Source organism: Alteromonas sp. BZK5 (assembly GCF_014349115.1).
In the GTDB taxonomy this organism is placed as follows: Bacteria; Pseudomonadota; Gammaproteobacteria; order Enterobacterales; family Alteromonadaceae; genus Alteromonas; species Alteromonas macleodii.
In genome coordinates this window covers 10,958-25,426 of the sequence record NZ_JACSOE010000031.1, presented here as the reverse complement: position 1 = coordinate 25,426, position 14,469 = coordinate 10,958, and the positions used below count along the sequence as shown (strand labels likewise).

Annotated in this window: 13 protein-coding genes; 6 read left to right on the top strand and 7 right to left on the bottom strand. The window is 46.2% G+C overall.

The window, feature by feature from the left end:
• Positions 1-32: 32 nt before the first annotated feature.
• Positions 33-482 (bottom strand): GyrI-like domain-containing protein, encoded by a 450-nt coding sequence (locus BIZ39_RS10895; protein WP_049587216.1) that lies wholly within the window; start codon positions 480-482, stop codon positions 33-35.
• A 247-nt stretch (positions 483-729) separates the two neighbouring features.
• On the opposite strand from BIZ39_RS10895, the gene BIZ39_RS10890 reads away from it, so the two are divergent.
• The 4 genes from BIZ39_RS10890 to BIZ39_RS22255 all read left to right on the top strand — a co-directional run bounded on the left by BIZ39_RS10890 (position 730) and on the right by BIZ39_RS22255 (position 2,373).
• A complete protein-coding gene (locus tag BIZ39_RS10890) occupies positions 730-1,614 on the top strand; it encodes an EamA family transporter (protein ID WP_080986407.1) in 885 nt (294 codons plus the stop codon).
• Between the two features lie 118 nt (positions 1,615-1,732).
• On the top strand, positions 1,733-1,951 hold the full coding sequence (locus BIZ39_RS10885) for a DUF2945 domain-containing protein (RefSeq protein WP_014949794.1): 219 nt from the start codon (positions 1,733-1,735) through the stop codon (positions 1,949-1,951).
• A 28-nt stretch (positions 1,952-1,979) separates the two neighbouring features.
• Positions 1,980-2,147: a DNA-3-methyladenine glycosylase gene (locus BIZ39_RS22260; RefSeq protein ID WP_262385750.1), complete on the top strand. Its 168-nt coding sequence runs from the start codon at positions 1,980-1,982 to the stop codon at positions 2,145-2,147.
• Complete coding sequence (locus tag BIZ39_RS22255) at positions 2,107-2,373, top strand: DNA-3-methyladenine glycosylase (protein WP_231514295.1); 267 nt, start codon at positions 2,107-2,109, stop codon at positions 2,371-2,373. The genes BIZ39_RS22260 and BIZ39_RS22255 overlap by 41 nt, the downstream gene beginning before the upstream one ends.
• Positions 2,374-2,389: 16 nt before the next feature.
• Here the strand turns inward: BIZ39_RS22255 and BIZ39_RS10875 are convergent, their stop codons facing one another.
• The 3 genes from BIZ39_RS10875 to BIZ39_RS22250 all read right to left on the bottom strand — a co-directional run bounded on the left by BIZ39_RS10875 (position 2,390) and on the right by BIZ39_RS22250 (position 3,453).
• Complete coding sequence (locus BIZ39_RS10875; RefSeq protein WP_049587648.1) at positions 2,390-2,725, bottom strand: hypothetical protein; 336 nt, start codon at positions 2,723-2,725, stop codon at positions 2,390-2,392.
• Positions 2,726-2,762: 37 nt separating this feature from the next.
• Positions 2,763-3,143, bottom strand: a complete 381-nt coding sequence (locus BIZ39_RS10870; protein ID WP_039234794.1) for a VOC family protein — start codon at positions 3,141-3,143, stop codon at positions 2,763-2,765.
• An 85-nt stretch (positions 3,144-3,228) separates the two neighbouring features.
• The gene (locus BIZ39_RS22250) at positions 3,229-3,453 is read right to left on the bottom strand and encodes a hypothetical protein (protein ID WP_230962113.1); all 225 of its coding nucleotides are present in this window, start codon (positions 3,451-3,453) and stop codon (positions 3,229-3,231) included.
• 134 nt (positions 3,454-3,587) lie between these two features.
• Here BIZ39_RS22250 and BIZ39_RS22245 point away from each other — a divergent pair, with 134 nt between their 5' ends.
• On the top strand, positions 3,588-3,710 hold the full coding sequence (locus tag BIZ39_RS22245; RefSeq protein WP_257721542.1) for a hypothetical protein: 123 nt from the start codon (positions 3,588-3,590) through the stop codon (positions 3,708-3,710).
• A 107-nt stretch (positions 3,711-3,817) separates the two neighbouring features.
• Positions 3,818-4,225, top strand: a complete 408-nt coding sequence (locus BIZ39_RS10860) for a hypothetical protein (protein WP_039216512.1) — start codon at positions 3,818-3,820, stop codon at positions 4,223-4,225.
• 53 nt (positions 4,226-4,278) lie between these two features.
• On the opposite strand, the gene recD is transcribed toward BIZ39_RS10860, so the two are convergent.
• The 3 genes from recD to recC are packed head-to-tail and all read right to left on the bottom strand — an operon-like array spanning position 4,279 to position 14,078.
• On the bottom strand, positions 4,279-6,480 hold the full coding sequence (recD, locus tag BIZ39_RS10855; protein ID WP_187446959.1) for an exodeoxyribonuclease V subunit alpha: 2,202 nt from the start codon (positions 6,478-6,480) through the stop codon (positions 4,279-4,281).
• A 33-nt stretch (positions 6,481-6,513) separates the two neighbouring features.
• Positions 6,514-10,449, bottom strand: coding sequence for an exodeoxyribonuclease V subunit beta (recB, locus tag BIZ39_RS10850; protein ID WP_187446958.1), 3,936 nt, complete (start codon positions 10,447-10,449; stop codon positions 6,514-6,516).
• Positions 10,446-14,078: an exodeoxyribonuclease V subunit gamma gene (gene recC, locus BIZ39_RS10845; protein ID WP_187446957.1), complete on the bottom strand. Its 3,633-nt coding sequence runs from the start codon at positions 14,076-14,078 to the stop codon at positions 10,446-10,448. The genes recB and recC overlap by 4 nt, the downstream gene beginning before the upstream one ends.
• Positions 14,079-14,469 lie beyond the last annotated feature (391 nt).

Genomic DNA, 14,469 nt, shown 5'->3' with positions numbered 1-14,469 from the left:
CGCCGTTTTTTTATTATAAAGTTAACATGACGTCATTTTATTGCTATATAAACGTCTATATGGTTGCCATTCACATAGTGCTCGAAGTCTATTGAAAACGTCCTTTCATACTCGGCACCTCCTTCTGTGAAATAGCGCCAAATATCGCTCCATGCATCAATGGCAATTTGCGGCATTTCACCTTGTCGCGAAAAAACGAGATACTTTCCTGCGGGAATAGTGATGTGCTCAACCTTTAAATGTTCGGGCACTGAGTCACCGTCAAACCCAGCCAACACGGAAAAGTCACCGGAATGATCGGATTCGTAGTTGAAATACACGCCATACACTCGCTCGCCGTCTTTATAGTCAACAGCTATCGAATTATCAAACCTTTGCCAAAGTGTGGGTATCTTTCCCTGTGGTGAGAATTCAGTGTGATTATTGGTAATCACCGAAAAGCCTTTAATATCTATCGGTGAAGAGAGTTGTCGCATTTCCATGTCTTTATTCCATTTATTTGTGCGAGATAATCATGATACACGCTTGTGCTTTGCCCACCATTCAGATCTTGGTTATTTCACTTACTTTTCATGTGTATTCTAACTGCAAAGTAAAAGGCTCATTGGTTTAAAATAATGAAACTAGCTGTTATCACCTTTTAATTTTCAATACTTTCCCTTATCAACGAGCATTTCAGTTTTAGAACAAATATAATCCTGTTTTGTCTCATCCAGGTTGCAATATATTGTGAATCAACGTTTTTTACTTGCCATAGTCGCAGTGCTTCTGGCGATGGTAACCATACAGTCTGGTGCATCGTTTGCGAAACAACTCTTTCCTATCGTCGGCCCTGAAGGCACCAGTGCTCTTCGTGCGTTTTTCGCCGCGTTGGTGTTAACAATAATTTTTAGGCCTTGGAGAGCGCGCTTAAGCGCAAAAGGATGGCGTAACGTTATTTTCTACGGCGCTTGCTTAGGCGCAATGAATATCATCTTCTATCTTGCGATTGAGCGTATTCCCCTTGGCATAGGTGTTGCGCTTGAGTTCACCGGACCATTGGCTGTGGCATTTTTTAGTGCCAGAAAAAAGAGAGACTTTGCTTGGGCTATTTTAGCCGTTGCAGGCGTTTGTTTGCTGCTTCCCGATATTGGCGGCGCGTCGGCCGAGAGCTTAGATCCCGTCGGCGTTATTCTTGCCCTTACAGCCGGAGCGTTTTGGGCCGGTTACATCGTATTTGGAAACAAAACAGGCAACGAAGGTTCTGGCGGTGTTACGGTAACATTAGGCATGCTAGTGGCCGCTATCTGTGTAGTGCCTATTGGCGTTGCAAGTCAAGGTGTCGCCTTACTCTCGCCACAGGCTATTTTCATCGGGTTCGCTGTAGGCGTATTCTCGTCGGCTATCCCGTATACGTTAGAAATGAGTGCAATGCGCAATATGCCTAAGCAAACCTTCAGCATTATGATGAGTGTTGAGCCTGCCGTTGCAGCCATAGCGGCGTTCATCATTATTGATGAAACCCTCACGCTTTCACAATGGTTTGCAGTGGCTTTAGTCGTTATTGCTACCGCCGGGAGTTCAGCCACACAAAAACAACTACCCAAACAAAAACAAATTGAAACCCTTTCTTAGGGTTTCAAATCTTCTGTCTTTTTTTACCATCCTTATTTATCCCCTTTTTGAACTCAGGTCTTATTCTTTTCGTTAAACAACTAAGTGAATAGTTGATTTAGTGGCTTAGGGAATAATTATGAAACATTATGCGGTAAACACAGAAGTAGAATGGGAATGGGGAAACGGTAGTGCAACGGGAAATATCAGAGAAAAATTTACCAATGATGTAGAGCGCACGATTAAGGGTTCGTCGGTAAAACGAGAGGCTAGCGACAGCGACCCAGCATATCTCATTGAACAGGACGACGGTAGCAAAGTGCTAAAATCTCACAGCGAAATTACGAAGTCGTCTTAATTTGTTGATTAGTAAACCTAAACGAAAAATGCAGCGTTCTTTTTTCACTGATAGCGATGTCGTCAATATAGCAAAGACGCTCATTGGTAACTTCCTGTTTAGTAATGTCGACGGCGTACTAACCGGGGAAGCGATAACAGAACCGGAAGCCTATCGTGGTCATCAGGATCTTGCCATGGAAAAACACCTGTTGTGACGGTCCAGCTAAGCTGACACAAGCTCTTGCGATAACACCTGCGCTTAATTGTGAGCCTGTAGTGAACAACACTTTGATTTGGATTGAGGAAAGTAACCATGCCATTGCTAGTAAACATATCACTAGTTCGCCTCGCATCGGCATAGACTACGCAAAAGACGATCAAACCGGTAAGCTAGGTGCACGGGATGACACAACCTTGCCTTGGCGGTTCACGCTTAGGTAGCGCACCTCAATTGAAACTACTTCGCAAAAGCGAAAGTCAGCTTGCAGTCGATGTATTTGAGCAATTTGTTTACCACCCTTGGCACGGCAATATCACCGTTAGCAATTTTTGATTCAACATAAATATCGCAGTCATCATATTGAATTTGCTGGCGAATAACGTAATCATTGAGCTCGTCAAACAGGCTTTCTTTTAAAGGCACCATGCCAATGAACGCACCTGAGCCTTTTTCATCTACAAGTTCTTCTCGTTTACTGAAGTAAGCGCCTTCAATTTCTCGTTTTAGCGTATACGCCTGCATGGCATCTAACTTTGTTAAGCGAAAGTGCACGCTAGTTTGGGAGTCTGTCACTGGTTATCTCGGTTTTTCTTGAAGCTTATCTAAATGGCTACTGCTTTATTTCCACTTTCCAAGGCGGGTTCACTCTATTCTCTCCTGCCCAGTACAGCTTTATTTTGTTGCCAGATGGATCTCTTAAAATGGCCTCTTTCCAAAGGTAGCGCTGCTGCGTTGGCGGCTGCTCAAAACGAATACCTTTTTCCACAAGAGAGGTATACAACTCGTCTAGCGCCTCGTGTTCAAAATAGATCACACTGTGATTTTGAGCACTTTCGCTTTCTAAAGAGAGCGAAAAAGTGGACGAGCCTTCAGGACAGGTGAATCTGGCATAATGCGGTGTATCTACAATTTGAGTGAACCCAAGTGTAAGGTAAAACTCCACCGCTTCGACCATATTGGTAACGGGTAACGTAACTTGGTTCAATTCCATGAAGACCTGCTCCTTTTGTAAAATTTTGAAAGACACCAGCCAATCGGTTTACACCCAAAAGGCCAGCGTCCAGTTAATATAACCGTTACACTATCAAAAATATCGTGGCTGCTGTGGCCGCGCCCATTGAAAGGTTAAACTGCCGTCTTCGAGTTGGCGAACTCAACCACACGCGTATTTTTGCGCCTACCGCTGCCCAAAGCGAGATGCTTGGAAAACCAATCATGGCAAAAGCGGTAACAATCGCAATACCAGATTGGGTGTAGTGCTCGCCAGGCAGTGAAAACGTGCCTACGCTGGCTAACGCCATCATCCATGCTTTAGGGTTAATTAACTGGAATAATGCCCCTTCCCACCACTTGAGCGGCCCTTGACGTTTGGTCGATTTAATTTTGTTTTCTACCAGGTCTACTGGCTCATCTACGGGGCCAGTGGCAATTTTAAGTGCTAACCATAACAGGTAAGTATCGACATTGCCTGCGTTTTAATTTCATTGATAGTACGCAGGCTGCGCGCACCGAAGCTATTCAGCGTCTTGGTGAGATGCTTGTTGCACAAGAAACCTAATTTTTTATACAAAGTGCGTAAACCCGAGGGCAGTTGATCCACATCAACGCAGGCTAGCCGTAAGTCCACCAAAATAAAACCATCCAAACTAACCTGTGAAACTTTGTATGCTTACGTTAGTGAATAATACAGATGCGAATGATGACATTGTGCCTGAAGCACACGGACTATACCGTCTGCATTTAAAGCCTAACACGCAAATGGCGATAGAGAATAAGCCCGTCTTCGGTGCGAATATTACGCTACATAGCAGCGTATTGAAGCACGATAATTTTGTGGCAACGCCAGATAATATATTAGGTTGGCTGGATCACTGCGGTTTGTCACACTTTGCAGTGAAAGCCGAGACCGACAATTCAGAAAGTGAAGACACGTCTGTACTTTTGCCTTCACAGTTTTTAAATGCCGAAGGCGGAATTTTGCGTGTAACTGCCCCCACCCGCATTTATCTAATCAGCAAAACCCCAATTGATATTAACAAACGCGGCCTGTGCCTTTTTACGCCAGTAAAATAACCAAACAGAAGTGTACTCTGCCCCAAAATTTGGAGGGCAGAGTACATCTTCTTTTATTCGATTTCTGGGGTGGCGTTTGATGTGCTTTCTAAGTGCAGGCTAATTACTTCAGACAGCCCGGAATAACGCTTATCCACCCGTTGAACCATGTGGGTAAATGTTGCGTTGTCAGAGATGATTAAGCAGCCGTCTTTAGCACGGGTTAACCCTGTGTACACTAGGCCTCGATGAAATAAATTGGCGGCTTTCTCGCTATCAGGCTTAGGTAAAATAAGTACGACATGGTTAAACTCAGAGCCTTGAGATTTATGTATGGTCATGGCATACACAGTTTCAAACTGCGGTACTCTTGATAGCGATATGCTGCGCAACGCTTGTTTTTGCGCTAGCGTCTTGTCAGCACTGTCTCCCGCATTTGCCGAAGCTTTCTGACTTGAACCGTTTTGACCCGAAGCTTGACTATCCTGGTAAAACCACGCATAGAGCTTTCCTTTGCTGTCAGGCCAGATTACACCAACCTCACCGTTTGATAGTCGTTGAGGATGATGATTCTTTACAATCATAATGGGCTGACCTTGATAGAAATGGCCTTCCCGCTTTCTGATTTTGTGCTTGATAGCATCGAACACCAAATTATTCAGGCCTTCTACGCCCATTCCGCCCTTGCGGACTGGGGTTAGCCACCTAACCACATTCAGGCGATTAAGCGCTTCTTCGGCACTGCCAGCGTCAAAAATAGGCAAGAAGCTTTCTTTGGCCAACTGTTGTAAATCACGGCCGCTAACCTGGAGTTCTGGCCATAGATGAACGCCGGATTGTAGTCGCGATGCCGTATTTGAACCAAGACCCGCACTTTCGTCATTGGCATCAGCCTGGTCATTAATTGCAGTAAGTGCGCCGCTTGCATCACCTCGCTGTATGGCCGTTGCAACTTTTGCCACCTGCCCCTTGAAGCGCTGCGGTGCTTGCAGAGTTGCTACATAGCTTTTTGCCTGCTCATCAACAGGTAACAGGGGCAAATGCGGGCACAGCGTAGCGATGTGCTGACGCATTGACGATGGCACGCCACCTAAAGAAAACGCGTCGTCATGACTGTTTAAACTAAGTGAGCTATGTGCGCTGTTTGTGCCATTTGGCACATTCGCGTTGTCATCAAAACATGCTGGCCCGGTACTAACTAGCTGCTCTAACACGTTGCCAAGCTCAACCGCAGGAAGCTGATCTGCATCACCGATAAAATAGAGCCGTGCATGGTCTGGTAACGCTCGTACTATGCGCGTCATTAGCGCTAAGTCGACCATACTTGCTTCATCGACAATAAGTACATCTGCTGCCAATTGATTGTGCTGATTGAACTTAGTCGATACACCGTGCTCGCGCAATCCTAGTAATCTATGTAGCGTCACAGCATCGGTAGGCACGTTGTTAAGTACTGTGTCGTTCAACTTGCCGCGAAGCCCGTCTATGCTGTTCATGATAGATTCGGTCATACGCTGTTGCGCTTTACCTGTAGGCGCTGCCAGCACAATTTTTAAGTTTTCATCGCAAGCCTGTAGCGCCAGTAATAAGCGCAATACAGTATAGGTTTTACCTGTTCCTGGCCCACCGTTTATAACGCAAAAGCGCTGCATCAGGCTTTTCGCCACCGCTATTTGCTGCCAATCTTGCCGATCGGTTGTTTCGGTAGGAAAGATTGCTGGCCAAAGTTGCTTTACTTTTTCGCTTGCCTCATCACTTAACGGCGTAAGCGCAGCTCGTTTTACAACATTGCGTGCTACTTCTTGTTCAAATTCATAGTAGCGACGGCTGTACAGCTTGCCGTTGCTATAGACAAATAGTTGAGCCACCTGCTCGTTAACCAGTGCGCTTTTTAAAATTCTAAGTAACGGTGTTAGTTGTGGCACGTCAACACCTGCTTTGGGCGCTTTTTCCTGCTCGGTTTGTTCAACCAGCGTCAGTGAAGCAGCCGCCGCCCCATTACTGCTATGCTCATTCGTTTCAAACGCCAAGGCTGCCTCTTGTTCTGCGACTACCTCTTTAAAAAGCGTCGTACCCGCTATGTCTTTTAAATAGATACAGCTGTGGCCATTGCGCTGCATATACGACAAGTATGCTAAGATCCCAGCCCAAATAAACTGTTCTTCTTGCTCCAGTTCATCAATAAAGCCAAATTCTTTTGCGACAAATTTGTCGATCGCCTCGATGCCAAACAAGTTATCAAAAAATGACGGTACAGAGTGTTGATTGCTTTTCATTATTTTCCTTTGCTTTAGCCTCTATGATGTTGACTACTTGTCATCGAAACTAAACTGCTGCTGACCCGAAGACGTTTGTTCCAAAGGCTGGCGAGAGCTGCCTGCATTCGAAGAACTATTGCCTTGCTGGGCATCGCCTTTGCTCGCAAATATCCCGTCTAATCGATTGAGTACAGACGATGGAACATCAGTATAAAATACCCCTTCCCCGCGCTCGTTTTCTGGGTGCATACCTCGTAGATACAAGTAATACACTCCACCAAAATGCATATCTGGGTCGTAGTTAGGCAGCGTATTCTTTAAATAGCGATGTAGCGCCAAACAGTAAATTAAGTACTGAAGGTCGTAAAGGTGATGCTGGTTATTGTGAAACAGCGCTGTTGGCGTGTAGCTATCAAGGGTATCGCCAAGCCAGGTTGATTTGTAGTCTGCCACATAAAACTGACCGTCATGTTCAAAAATCAAATCAATAAACCCGTGCATCATTCCCTGTAATTTAGCTGTGATTAATTGAGGCGCTGTTTCCATCTCGCCACCAATAACGTCAGCCACGTTTTTTCGATGAGTCGCGAGTACTTCACGAAGCTGAGTCCATTGCGTGTCGTTCATTGGAAAATAGAATTCGGCTTCGCGCAGGGTTTGCGCTAAGGGCAAATCACTCATACTTAGCTGCATATTGGGATACAGAGGCGTCTGTAGCGCTTCTTCTAACCATTTATAGAGTAGCGGCGTTCGCTTTTCATCTAACCCGAAGCGGTTAACCAGTTCCTTACCCGTTTCTTCCCAATCGGGCGCACTAAAGTCACTGTGCTCTAGAATATCGTGAAGTAAATTACCTGCGCTCGCACCTTTCTCTAGGGTAAAACGCAGATCACTTTTACTTACCGTACTTTCAATACCTGCCGAGGAATTGATGTCTGCATCAATTGTGCCCATCTCACCCATAAGGGGGTCACTTGCATACACTTCTTCATCTCGAATGGTTTGAAGTACTGGCACATTAGGAAGGGTTTGACTCAAGGGCTCTGTTGTTGCGCCGGACTCTGCTGCTGTGCCTGTTTCAACGCTTTGGTTAGCACCAGCCGTGGTTAAACGGCTCATTGCTGAGAATGAATACAGTCGCCATTCTTCGCTTGCCGTGCCGGTAAATTGCAACGCGGTTAGCTGAGGTAACTCATCTTCTTGTTCAAAGCCATTATACACTTCCTCAAACTCATCACCGTCGATATGGCTGGCATGGGACGCATCTTCATCAGCAACGCGGTTTAACACACTCGACCAATCGTTGTTGCTGCCATCGCCGCCTACACCAAGTGCTCGTGCTAATGCGCTTCTTTCATTGTTAGTCAGCGGTACAACGCCCATGTAACAGCGATGGGCAGCTCGTGTTACCGCCACATAGGCCAGTCGCATGTCTTCCGCTTCACTCTCACTTTGAACGCGAGCTATCGCCTGTGGCGTCTGCCCAAGCTGCATTTGCAAATCTTGTTTTTCTTCGTCGTAATAAGTAAATATTTGCGACGTAGTGTTGCCGTTTTTAGCGGCGTCTCTGTAGCCGGTGGCAAAAGGAACAAACACGATGGGGTACTCTAGCCCTTTCGAGCCGTGTTGAGTAATAAGTCGAATAAGTTGGCTGTCACTTTCAAGGCGCAAAGTAAGCTCTTCATCGCTTTCAGGCTTATGAATTTGCTTATTCAACCAGTCGAGTAGCTGCTCTGGGCGCTGGTGAGTAGTGCTAGCTTTTTCCAGCACTTCGGCCAAATGCTGATAGTTAGTAAGGGCGCGTTCCACGCTGTCAGCATGAGGTTGATAGCTGTCTTGCATTAAATACAGCAGCACACTCATGCACCCTTTTTGCAGCCACATATCCCGCAGCGACAATACCTTGTCGATAGCCGCATCCCACTGCGCGTCATCTTCATGGTATAGCAATTCAATAAGTGTTTGGGCACTATAACCCCAAAGCGGTGACGCCAAGCTCGACGCTACTTTACTGGTGTCGTTAGCATGCCAAATACCGTTAAGTAACCGCAGTACATCTTTGGCTTCGGCACTGGCAAATAAGTTACTGCGATCGCTTAGATAAACGCACGCCAAGCCTTTTTGCTGCAGTACACTTTTGATAGCGCCAGCTTCGGTCCTGTCTTTCACCAAGATAGCGATATCCTGAGGCTTAACAGGCGCGGTGCCACCATTGGCGGTTTGAAAGTGCGCTTCGTTCAATAAGCGGTAAATCTCTTGCGCAATCCACTGAGCCATTTTGCGACGCATAATGTGGGCGTTTTCTTTATCGTCCAAACACATGCTAACGTAGTTCATTGCGCTGCGTTTCGTTACAGCACTTTTCATTACCTTGTCTTGTTCGGCAGGGTCGATAAGTGGCGTTTTTGCCGCGGCCGCTTTAGGCGTAAATTCGACTGGGTTGTATTTGATATCAAAACCAAACACATCGGCAGGTCTATTTGATGCCACAGGCGCGCCATAAAATAACCGATTATAGGCTTTAACCATTCCCTCAACCGAGCGCCAGTTGGTATTCATCACCCAGCGGTAATCTGCCTGCCTACCCGCCTTTAAATAGGTAAAAATATCGCCACCGCGAAAGCGATAAATCGCCTGCTTGGGGTCACCTATCATTAATAACGCACTTTCGTTAGCATTCTCAGGATTAGGATAAACTGCGTCTAAAATCGCGTACTGCTTTGCATCGGTATCTTGGAATTCGTCGATAAGCGCTACGGGAAATTTTTTGCGAAGTTCAGGCACAAGAGTATTGTTTGGCTTCACCACTTCGTCGGCGAGCATGCGAATAAGATCATCGAAGTCGATAACGCCAAGCTGTTTTTTCTGCTTTTCAACGCGGGATTTGATGAACGCAATGGCTTCAACCACCAGCTTGAATACAGGCACCTTACTAAGCGCTTTGTCTTTTTCACCAAATGCTTTTTTAAGCGCCCCTGCAAAATCTTTTATAGGCGTTAAAATCTCTTTTACGCCAGATGAATTTCGCGCATATCGGTTACCTTTAACAAAGGCTTCCGCTTCGGGCGGCGGAAGATAATAACTTTGTTCATCCACACAAGAACGCAACCAAGCTTTAAGTGCAGCCAACTCCTGCGGCCGCTCTTTTTTATGGGCCGGTGTTTTGATGAGCTGTTCTACCAATAGCCCTTCATTGTCTTCTACGCTTTGAAGTAGAGACTTCACGTAGGCTAAAGACGTGTGCGGCGCTTCATCTAGCTGCTTTTTACACGCCGCCTCAATATCCTCTTCACTAAGCAATATTGGGGTCAGAGTACTTTTAATGCTGGCGTTAAACTCTCGCAGCAGTTTTTCTGGTGTATGCCAGCCTGACTCTGCCAGTAGCCTAAACTCGTCCTCACTTTTGCTAATTTTTCGAATGAAGTCTTCGGCAGCTTCAAGGTACAAGTCGCTGGTGTCATTGCCCAAGTTAAGCGACATGGCAAAGCCGCTGTTAAATGCTAATTGGGTAATAACATGCTGACAAAAGCCGTGAATAGTAAACACCGAGGCTTCATCAAGCTCTAGCTGCGCCGCTTTTAAAAGTGCCAAACTCTCGTCAATATCACAGCTATTAAATAAATACTGATAAACCGGGTCACAGCCACTGTCTATTTCATTGCCGTTATCTTTGGCTTGCTGCCAAATAAGTAGAGCTTCTCTTAATGTTGCCGCAATACGCCCCTTTATTTCTTCGGTCGCGGCTTTGGTGAAAGTCATCACCAATATTTCTTTGACGGTGAGCTTTTTTTCAAGCAATAGACGCAGATACAAACGCGTAATATTAAAGGTTTTACCTGTACCAGCGCTGGCCTCAATAAGGTGGCGCCCTTTTAACGGCATAGCGACGACATCGAGTAATTGCGCTTCAGTGCCGCTGTGGTCGTCGGTTTGCGGCTGAGATTGTTCGTCTATAGGGTTATCAGAGGATGTAGGGTTGTAACTCATAGCTTCTCCTCCTGAGACGCATTGTTGACCATGGCGAGCAGCACAAAAGCACTTAAATGCGGTATATCATTCCAACTCACGCCCTGAGGAAACAGCCAATGTAAGTAAGGGTTGCTTGCCATATCGGCGCTGAACTGCCCGCTACTTTGTTGCCAGTCGGTTAATGATCGCTGTAACTCTATCGAGTCAAAAAGTGCAGCGGCTTGGTCCACCGCCTGTTTTGCTTTTTGGTGTTTTTCACTTGTCGTTTCGCTAGCTACAGCGTTGTCTTTATCAGTGAACGGACAAATCTCGTCAATTGCATGTTGAACTTGGCTAAGTATCGCTTTGTCGGTTTCACTAGTCCCGTCCGCACTCTCTAGTAGCGCATGCAGAATGTCGGTAAACATCTCGGGCTTTATGCTTTCCACTACAGGCTTAGTGTCTGAATTTCTGGTCCCGGGCATAAAAGTACCGAACAAACTTAAATGAACTGGTGTCGGCGCCGTGTAAACTGCCATATAAAGCTGTTCAATAAACAAAAGTAAACGCACAGCAGTTTCGCGATCGTAAGCGGAGAAGCGCTGCTTTTTCAAAATGGTTTCGCCCTTTTCCCAAGCACAGGAATAGATATCCAGCGGATAGTTGCTGTAGCTGGTTTCTTCATCGCTGCTTGAAAAAACTAATTGTGAGATGAAGAAACCCAAAGCGCGATGTGCGTCAATCTTGCCTGCACAAAGCTCGACTAGCGCGTCACTGCCGAATAAAGCCGATGAAGTAAAGGTGATGTATTTGCCTTGAAAGTGCGCTTTTTTAGGCTCCGCGTCGTGAGGACCCATGGCCTGACTCAATGCCAACGCCCCTTCTTTCCACATTTCAACTTCATCTCTGGCAACGGGGTTATTGGGAATATCCCCTCTAAGCGACGCAAACGTGATCACTTTTTCACTATAGGAAAGAGAGGTGACATCATCTTTCTCTGGCGCAAGGCGCTCTGCAGACGAAAAGATAGCATCGAGCACCTGGTAGCGCAGCAGCGCATTGGTTTCAAACGGCTCGCTATTTTCAAGTAGCGTAAACGATTGAGACAGATTCACGCCCAGCCGTTGGACAGAAAAATACTCCAGCGGATCTTTGAAAGCTCTCGCAACTTGAATACCTGATAGACGAAGCGATTGCGTTGATAGTGCATCAGGTGATGGCGCTAACGTTGACGTATCCGCATCATTGGTAGAGTCATTGTCTGCTTCGTCGGTATTTAATTTCGTTTTTTGTAACGCGTCAGCTAACCGTAACCACCCTGTTTCGTAGCTCGGCAAGGTTCCCGTAAAGCCTTCTTCACTAAACGGGTGTAGCGGCGCATTAACGCTGTACTTTGATAACTCCAGTGCGTAGCTGTTTTCTAGCATATCCATGAACTCAGCCAATACCAGACTGGGTTGTCGCTCACTGTTATTGGTAACGTCGTTCCCTTGGTAACTTAAATATAAGCTGTCTCTGGTGGAAATAATGGCTTCTAGGAATAAATACCTGTCTTCCAAACGCCGTGAGCGGTCACCGATTTGGCGGCCAGCACCTGCCATTAAATCAAGACCCAGCGGGCTTGATTTTCTGGGGAATTCACTGTCGTTCAGCCCCAAAATGCACACTTTTTTAAACGGAATGCTACGCATTGGCAGCATAGAACACACCGTAACCTGACCGGTCATAAAGTGGTTGCCGGCATCTGGCGACGAGAATCGATTGAGTAGCAGGTCGCGCACCTGACGAAGGGTGAGCTCGTGTTCATAACCTGCCTCTTCACATCGTGCAGCAAGATCGGCAGCAACTTTGGCAATAAGATCCCAGCTTTGCTGCTGCTCTTTTATCGGCATAAAACACGCATCTCTAAGCGATATTAAGGCTTTAGACCACTGCGCCGCCGTCCTTGGGGCTGTTAATACTTGGGCAAACTCACCCAACAGCGCCACAACGTCAATAAGCTTGCCTAGCGTAAGCGCACTTTGTCCTTCAACGTCGGGAATAGTAAGTAAGTCACTCACTATGACTTCACTATCTGGTGCAAGCATACCCATAAGTAATCGACGTATTCCCCACCACCAGCTGTAAGTGTCGTCTAGATCAACACCTTCTGAAACGGCCGTTTTATGGGCGCTATTAAGACCCCAATGAATATGAGCTTGTTTTAGCCAAACCACCATTTGCTCGATATCATCTTGTGACACTGAGAAACGCTTTTGCACTGAATCTAGCTGCAGATAATCCATAATGTCCGACACACCAAAGCGGCTATCGGGCAGCTGTAACAGCGCCATAAACGCCGCAATCAACGGCTCTGCATCCATTGGGCTTCTATCTGCAATGGTACACGGAAGCCTAACCTGCCCTCTGCCAGCCAAAGCCTTTGTGCCTACTCTGTGAAATACAGCATCAACAAATGGCGCGTAGTTTTCGATGGCCGGGCACATCACCAGAATATCAGATGGGGTGCGCGTTTTATCTTGAGATAACCAGTGTAACAAGTGGTCGTGTAATACCTGCACTTCGCGAAGTGCGGAATGGGTACACATGATAGTAACGCTATCGTCTTTTTCTCTTAAATCATGAGTAAGTGGCTTCGGTTGAGCGGCTTGCAATATATCGTTGTGAATATATTCGAGTAGACCATAACGGTGAACGTTCTCACCACTGTTAGAAGCCTCTTCAAAATCCGGTGAATCAAACGCACTAATCTCAAAGGTATCTAGCTCAGTAAGTAAGTTGAATAGCTCTCTGCCCTGTTTACCTAAGTTGCCAAGCAGCGGGTTTGACTGATCGTCTTCCATCCATTTTTTGAGCCCTTCTAAACGCAATAGCTTCGCCTGTTCGCTACTGCTTTTCGCTTCCCCCCAATAATTAACGCTGGGGTTTAGGTGAAATATATGAATATCAATGTGCTGCGCGAGGGCGTCAAAAAACGCGATAAGCTGCGGGGCCATGGTGTTAATGGCAAACACTATCACCCGAGTTGGCAACTTGTTCGTTGGCTCATTCGGTAAATGACCAGCTTCTAACGCTCCTAACGCCTCTAGGGTCATTTGATGCAAACGTGCAGGATGCAGCGGTTGCTCTTTGACCAATATGCGCCAAATTTCACTTTGCCATATCTCCATGTCATCAAATACAGTGCGTTCGTTAGCTTCCCATTTAAACAACCAGTCTGGGCGGTACAACAAGTATTGCTCGTACACGTCGGCCAGAGCGGTAGCTAGCTGAAGGCGCTGTAACCCCTGCTCTTGTTCACTTCCCGCATTTTGCCAATACCGGTTAACTTGCTCGAAAGCTTCTGTGCTCATTAGCGAGCTGTCTTGGAGAATATTGTCGATACGCCATGTCAGTACTTCACGACGATAGGGAGATTGCTTGGGTACTTTGTCTTGTCCTAATACAGTACGTGCTGTATTCCACATAAAGCGCACCGGTAGAGGATAATCAATATTCATTGCCACGCCGTGTTCTGTGGCAAGCTGCATGCTGACCCAGTGCTGCATTCCCGGGCTTTCAACCAAGATGGTTTCTGGCGTAAATACGCCCATGGGCTGCTGACGTAAAAGCGTGGTGAGAAGAAAACTTAAGTGTTCTAATTTATTAGAGGGATATAGCGCAAGCAATCGAAAAATCCTTTGTAGAACGTGCTTTTTAGATACTGTGCAAAGACTGTACAGGTATCGTCGACCTTATAATTTAGTGTATCGCATTGGGCTCAGTAGTTAAGTTATTTCTCCAAAATTTAGATGAGCAAATGTCTTATGAAAATAAAACAAATACTGGGGGCATGGCGAAATCAATACCCGGAGAGTTCTAAGCAAAGTGATAGAGGGATCTGGCGCAGTAAATGAGTACAAAGAAGCGTGTGGGCGATTTTCAGACAAAAAAAACCCACACAGACCTCAGGACACGAAAAATCTGTATGGGTAAGGTTTACGGTCTACTCAGTAACAACGTGAATAAGCGTTGCCTGGCACTCATTCACGTTAGCGCTACTGAGCAGCACTGTTAACG

Coding starts and splice junctions, on each gene's coding strand:
- BIZ39_RS10895 (WP_049587216.1), bottom strand. CDS start 482: ATGGAAATGCGACAACTCTCTTCACCGATAGATATTAAAGGCTTTTCG.
- BIZ39_RS10885 (WP_014949794.1), top strand. CDS start 1,733: ATGAAACATTATGCGGTAAACACAGAAGTAGAATGGGAATGGGGAAAC.
- BIZ39_RS22260 (WP_262385750.1), top strand. CDS start 1,980: ATGCAGCGTTCTTTTTTCACTGATAGCGATGTCGTCAATATAGCAAAG.
- BIZ39_RS10870 (WP_039234794.1), bottom strand. CDS start 3,143: ATGGAATTGAACCAAGTTACGTTACCCGTTACCAATATGGTCGAAGCG.
- BIZ39_RS22250 (WP_230962113.1), bottom strand. CDS start 3,453: ATGGCGTTAGCCAGCGTAGGCACGTTTTCACTGCCTGGCGAGCACTAC.
- BIZ39_RS10860 (WP_039216512.1), top strand. CDS start 3,818: ATGCTTACGTTAGTGAATAATACAGATGCGAATGATGACATTGTGCCT.
- recD (WP_187446959.1), bottom strand. CDS start 6,480: ATGAAAAGCAATCAACACTCTGTACCGTCATTTTTTGATAACTTGTTT.
- recB (WP_187446958.1), bottom strand. CDS start 10,449: ATGAGTTACAACCCTACATCCTCTGATAACCCTATAGACGAACAATCT.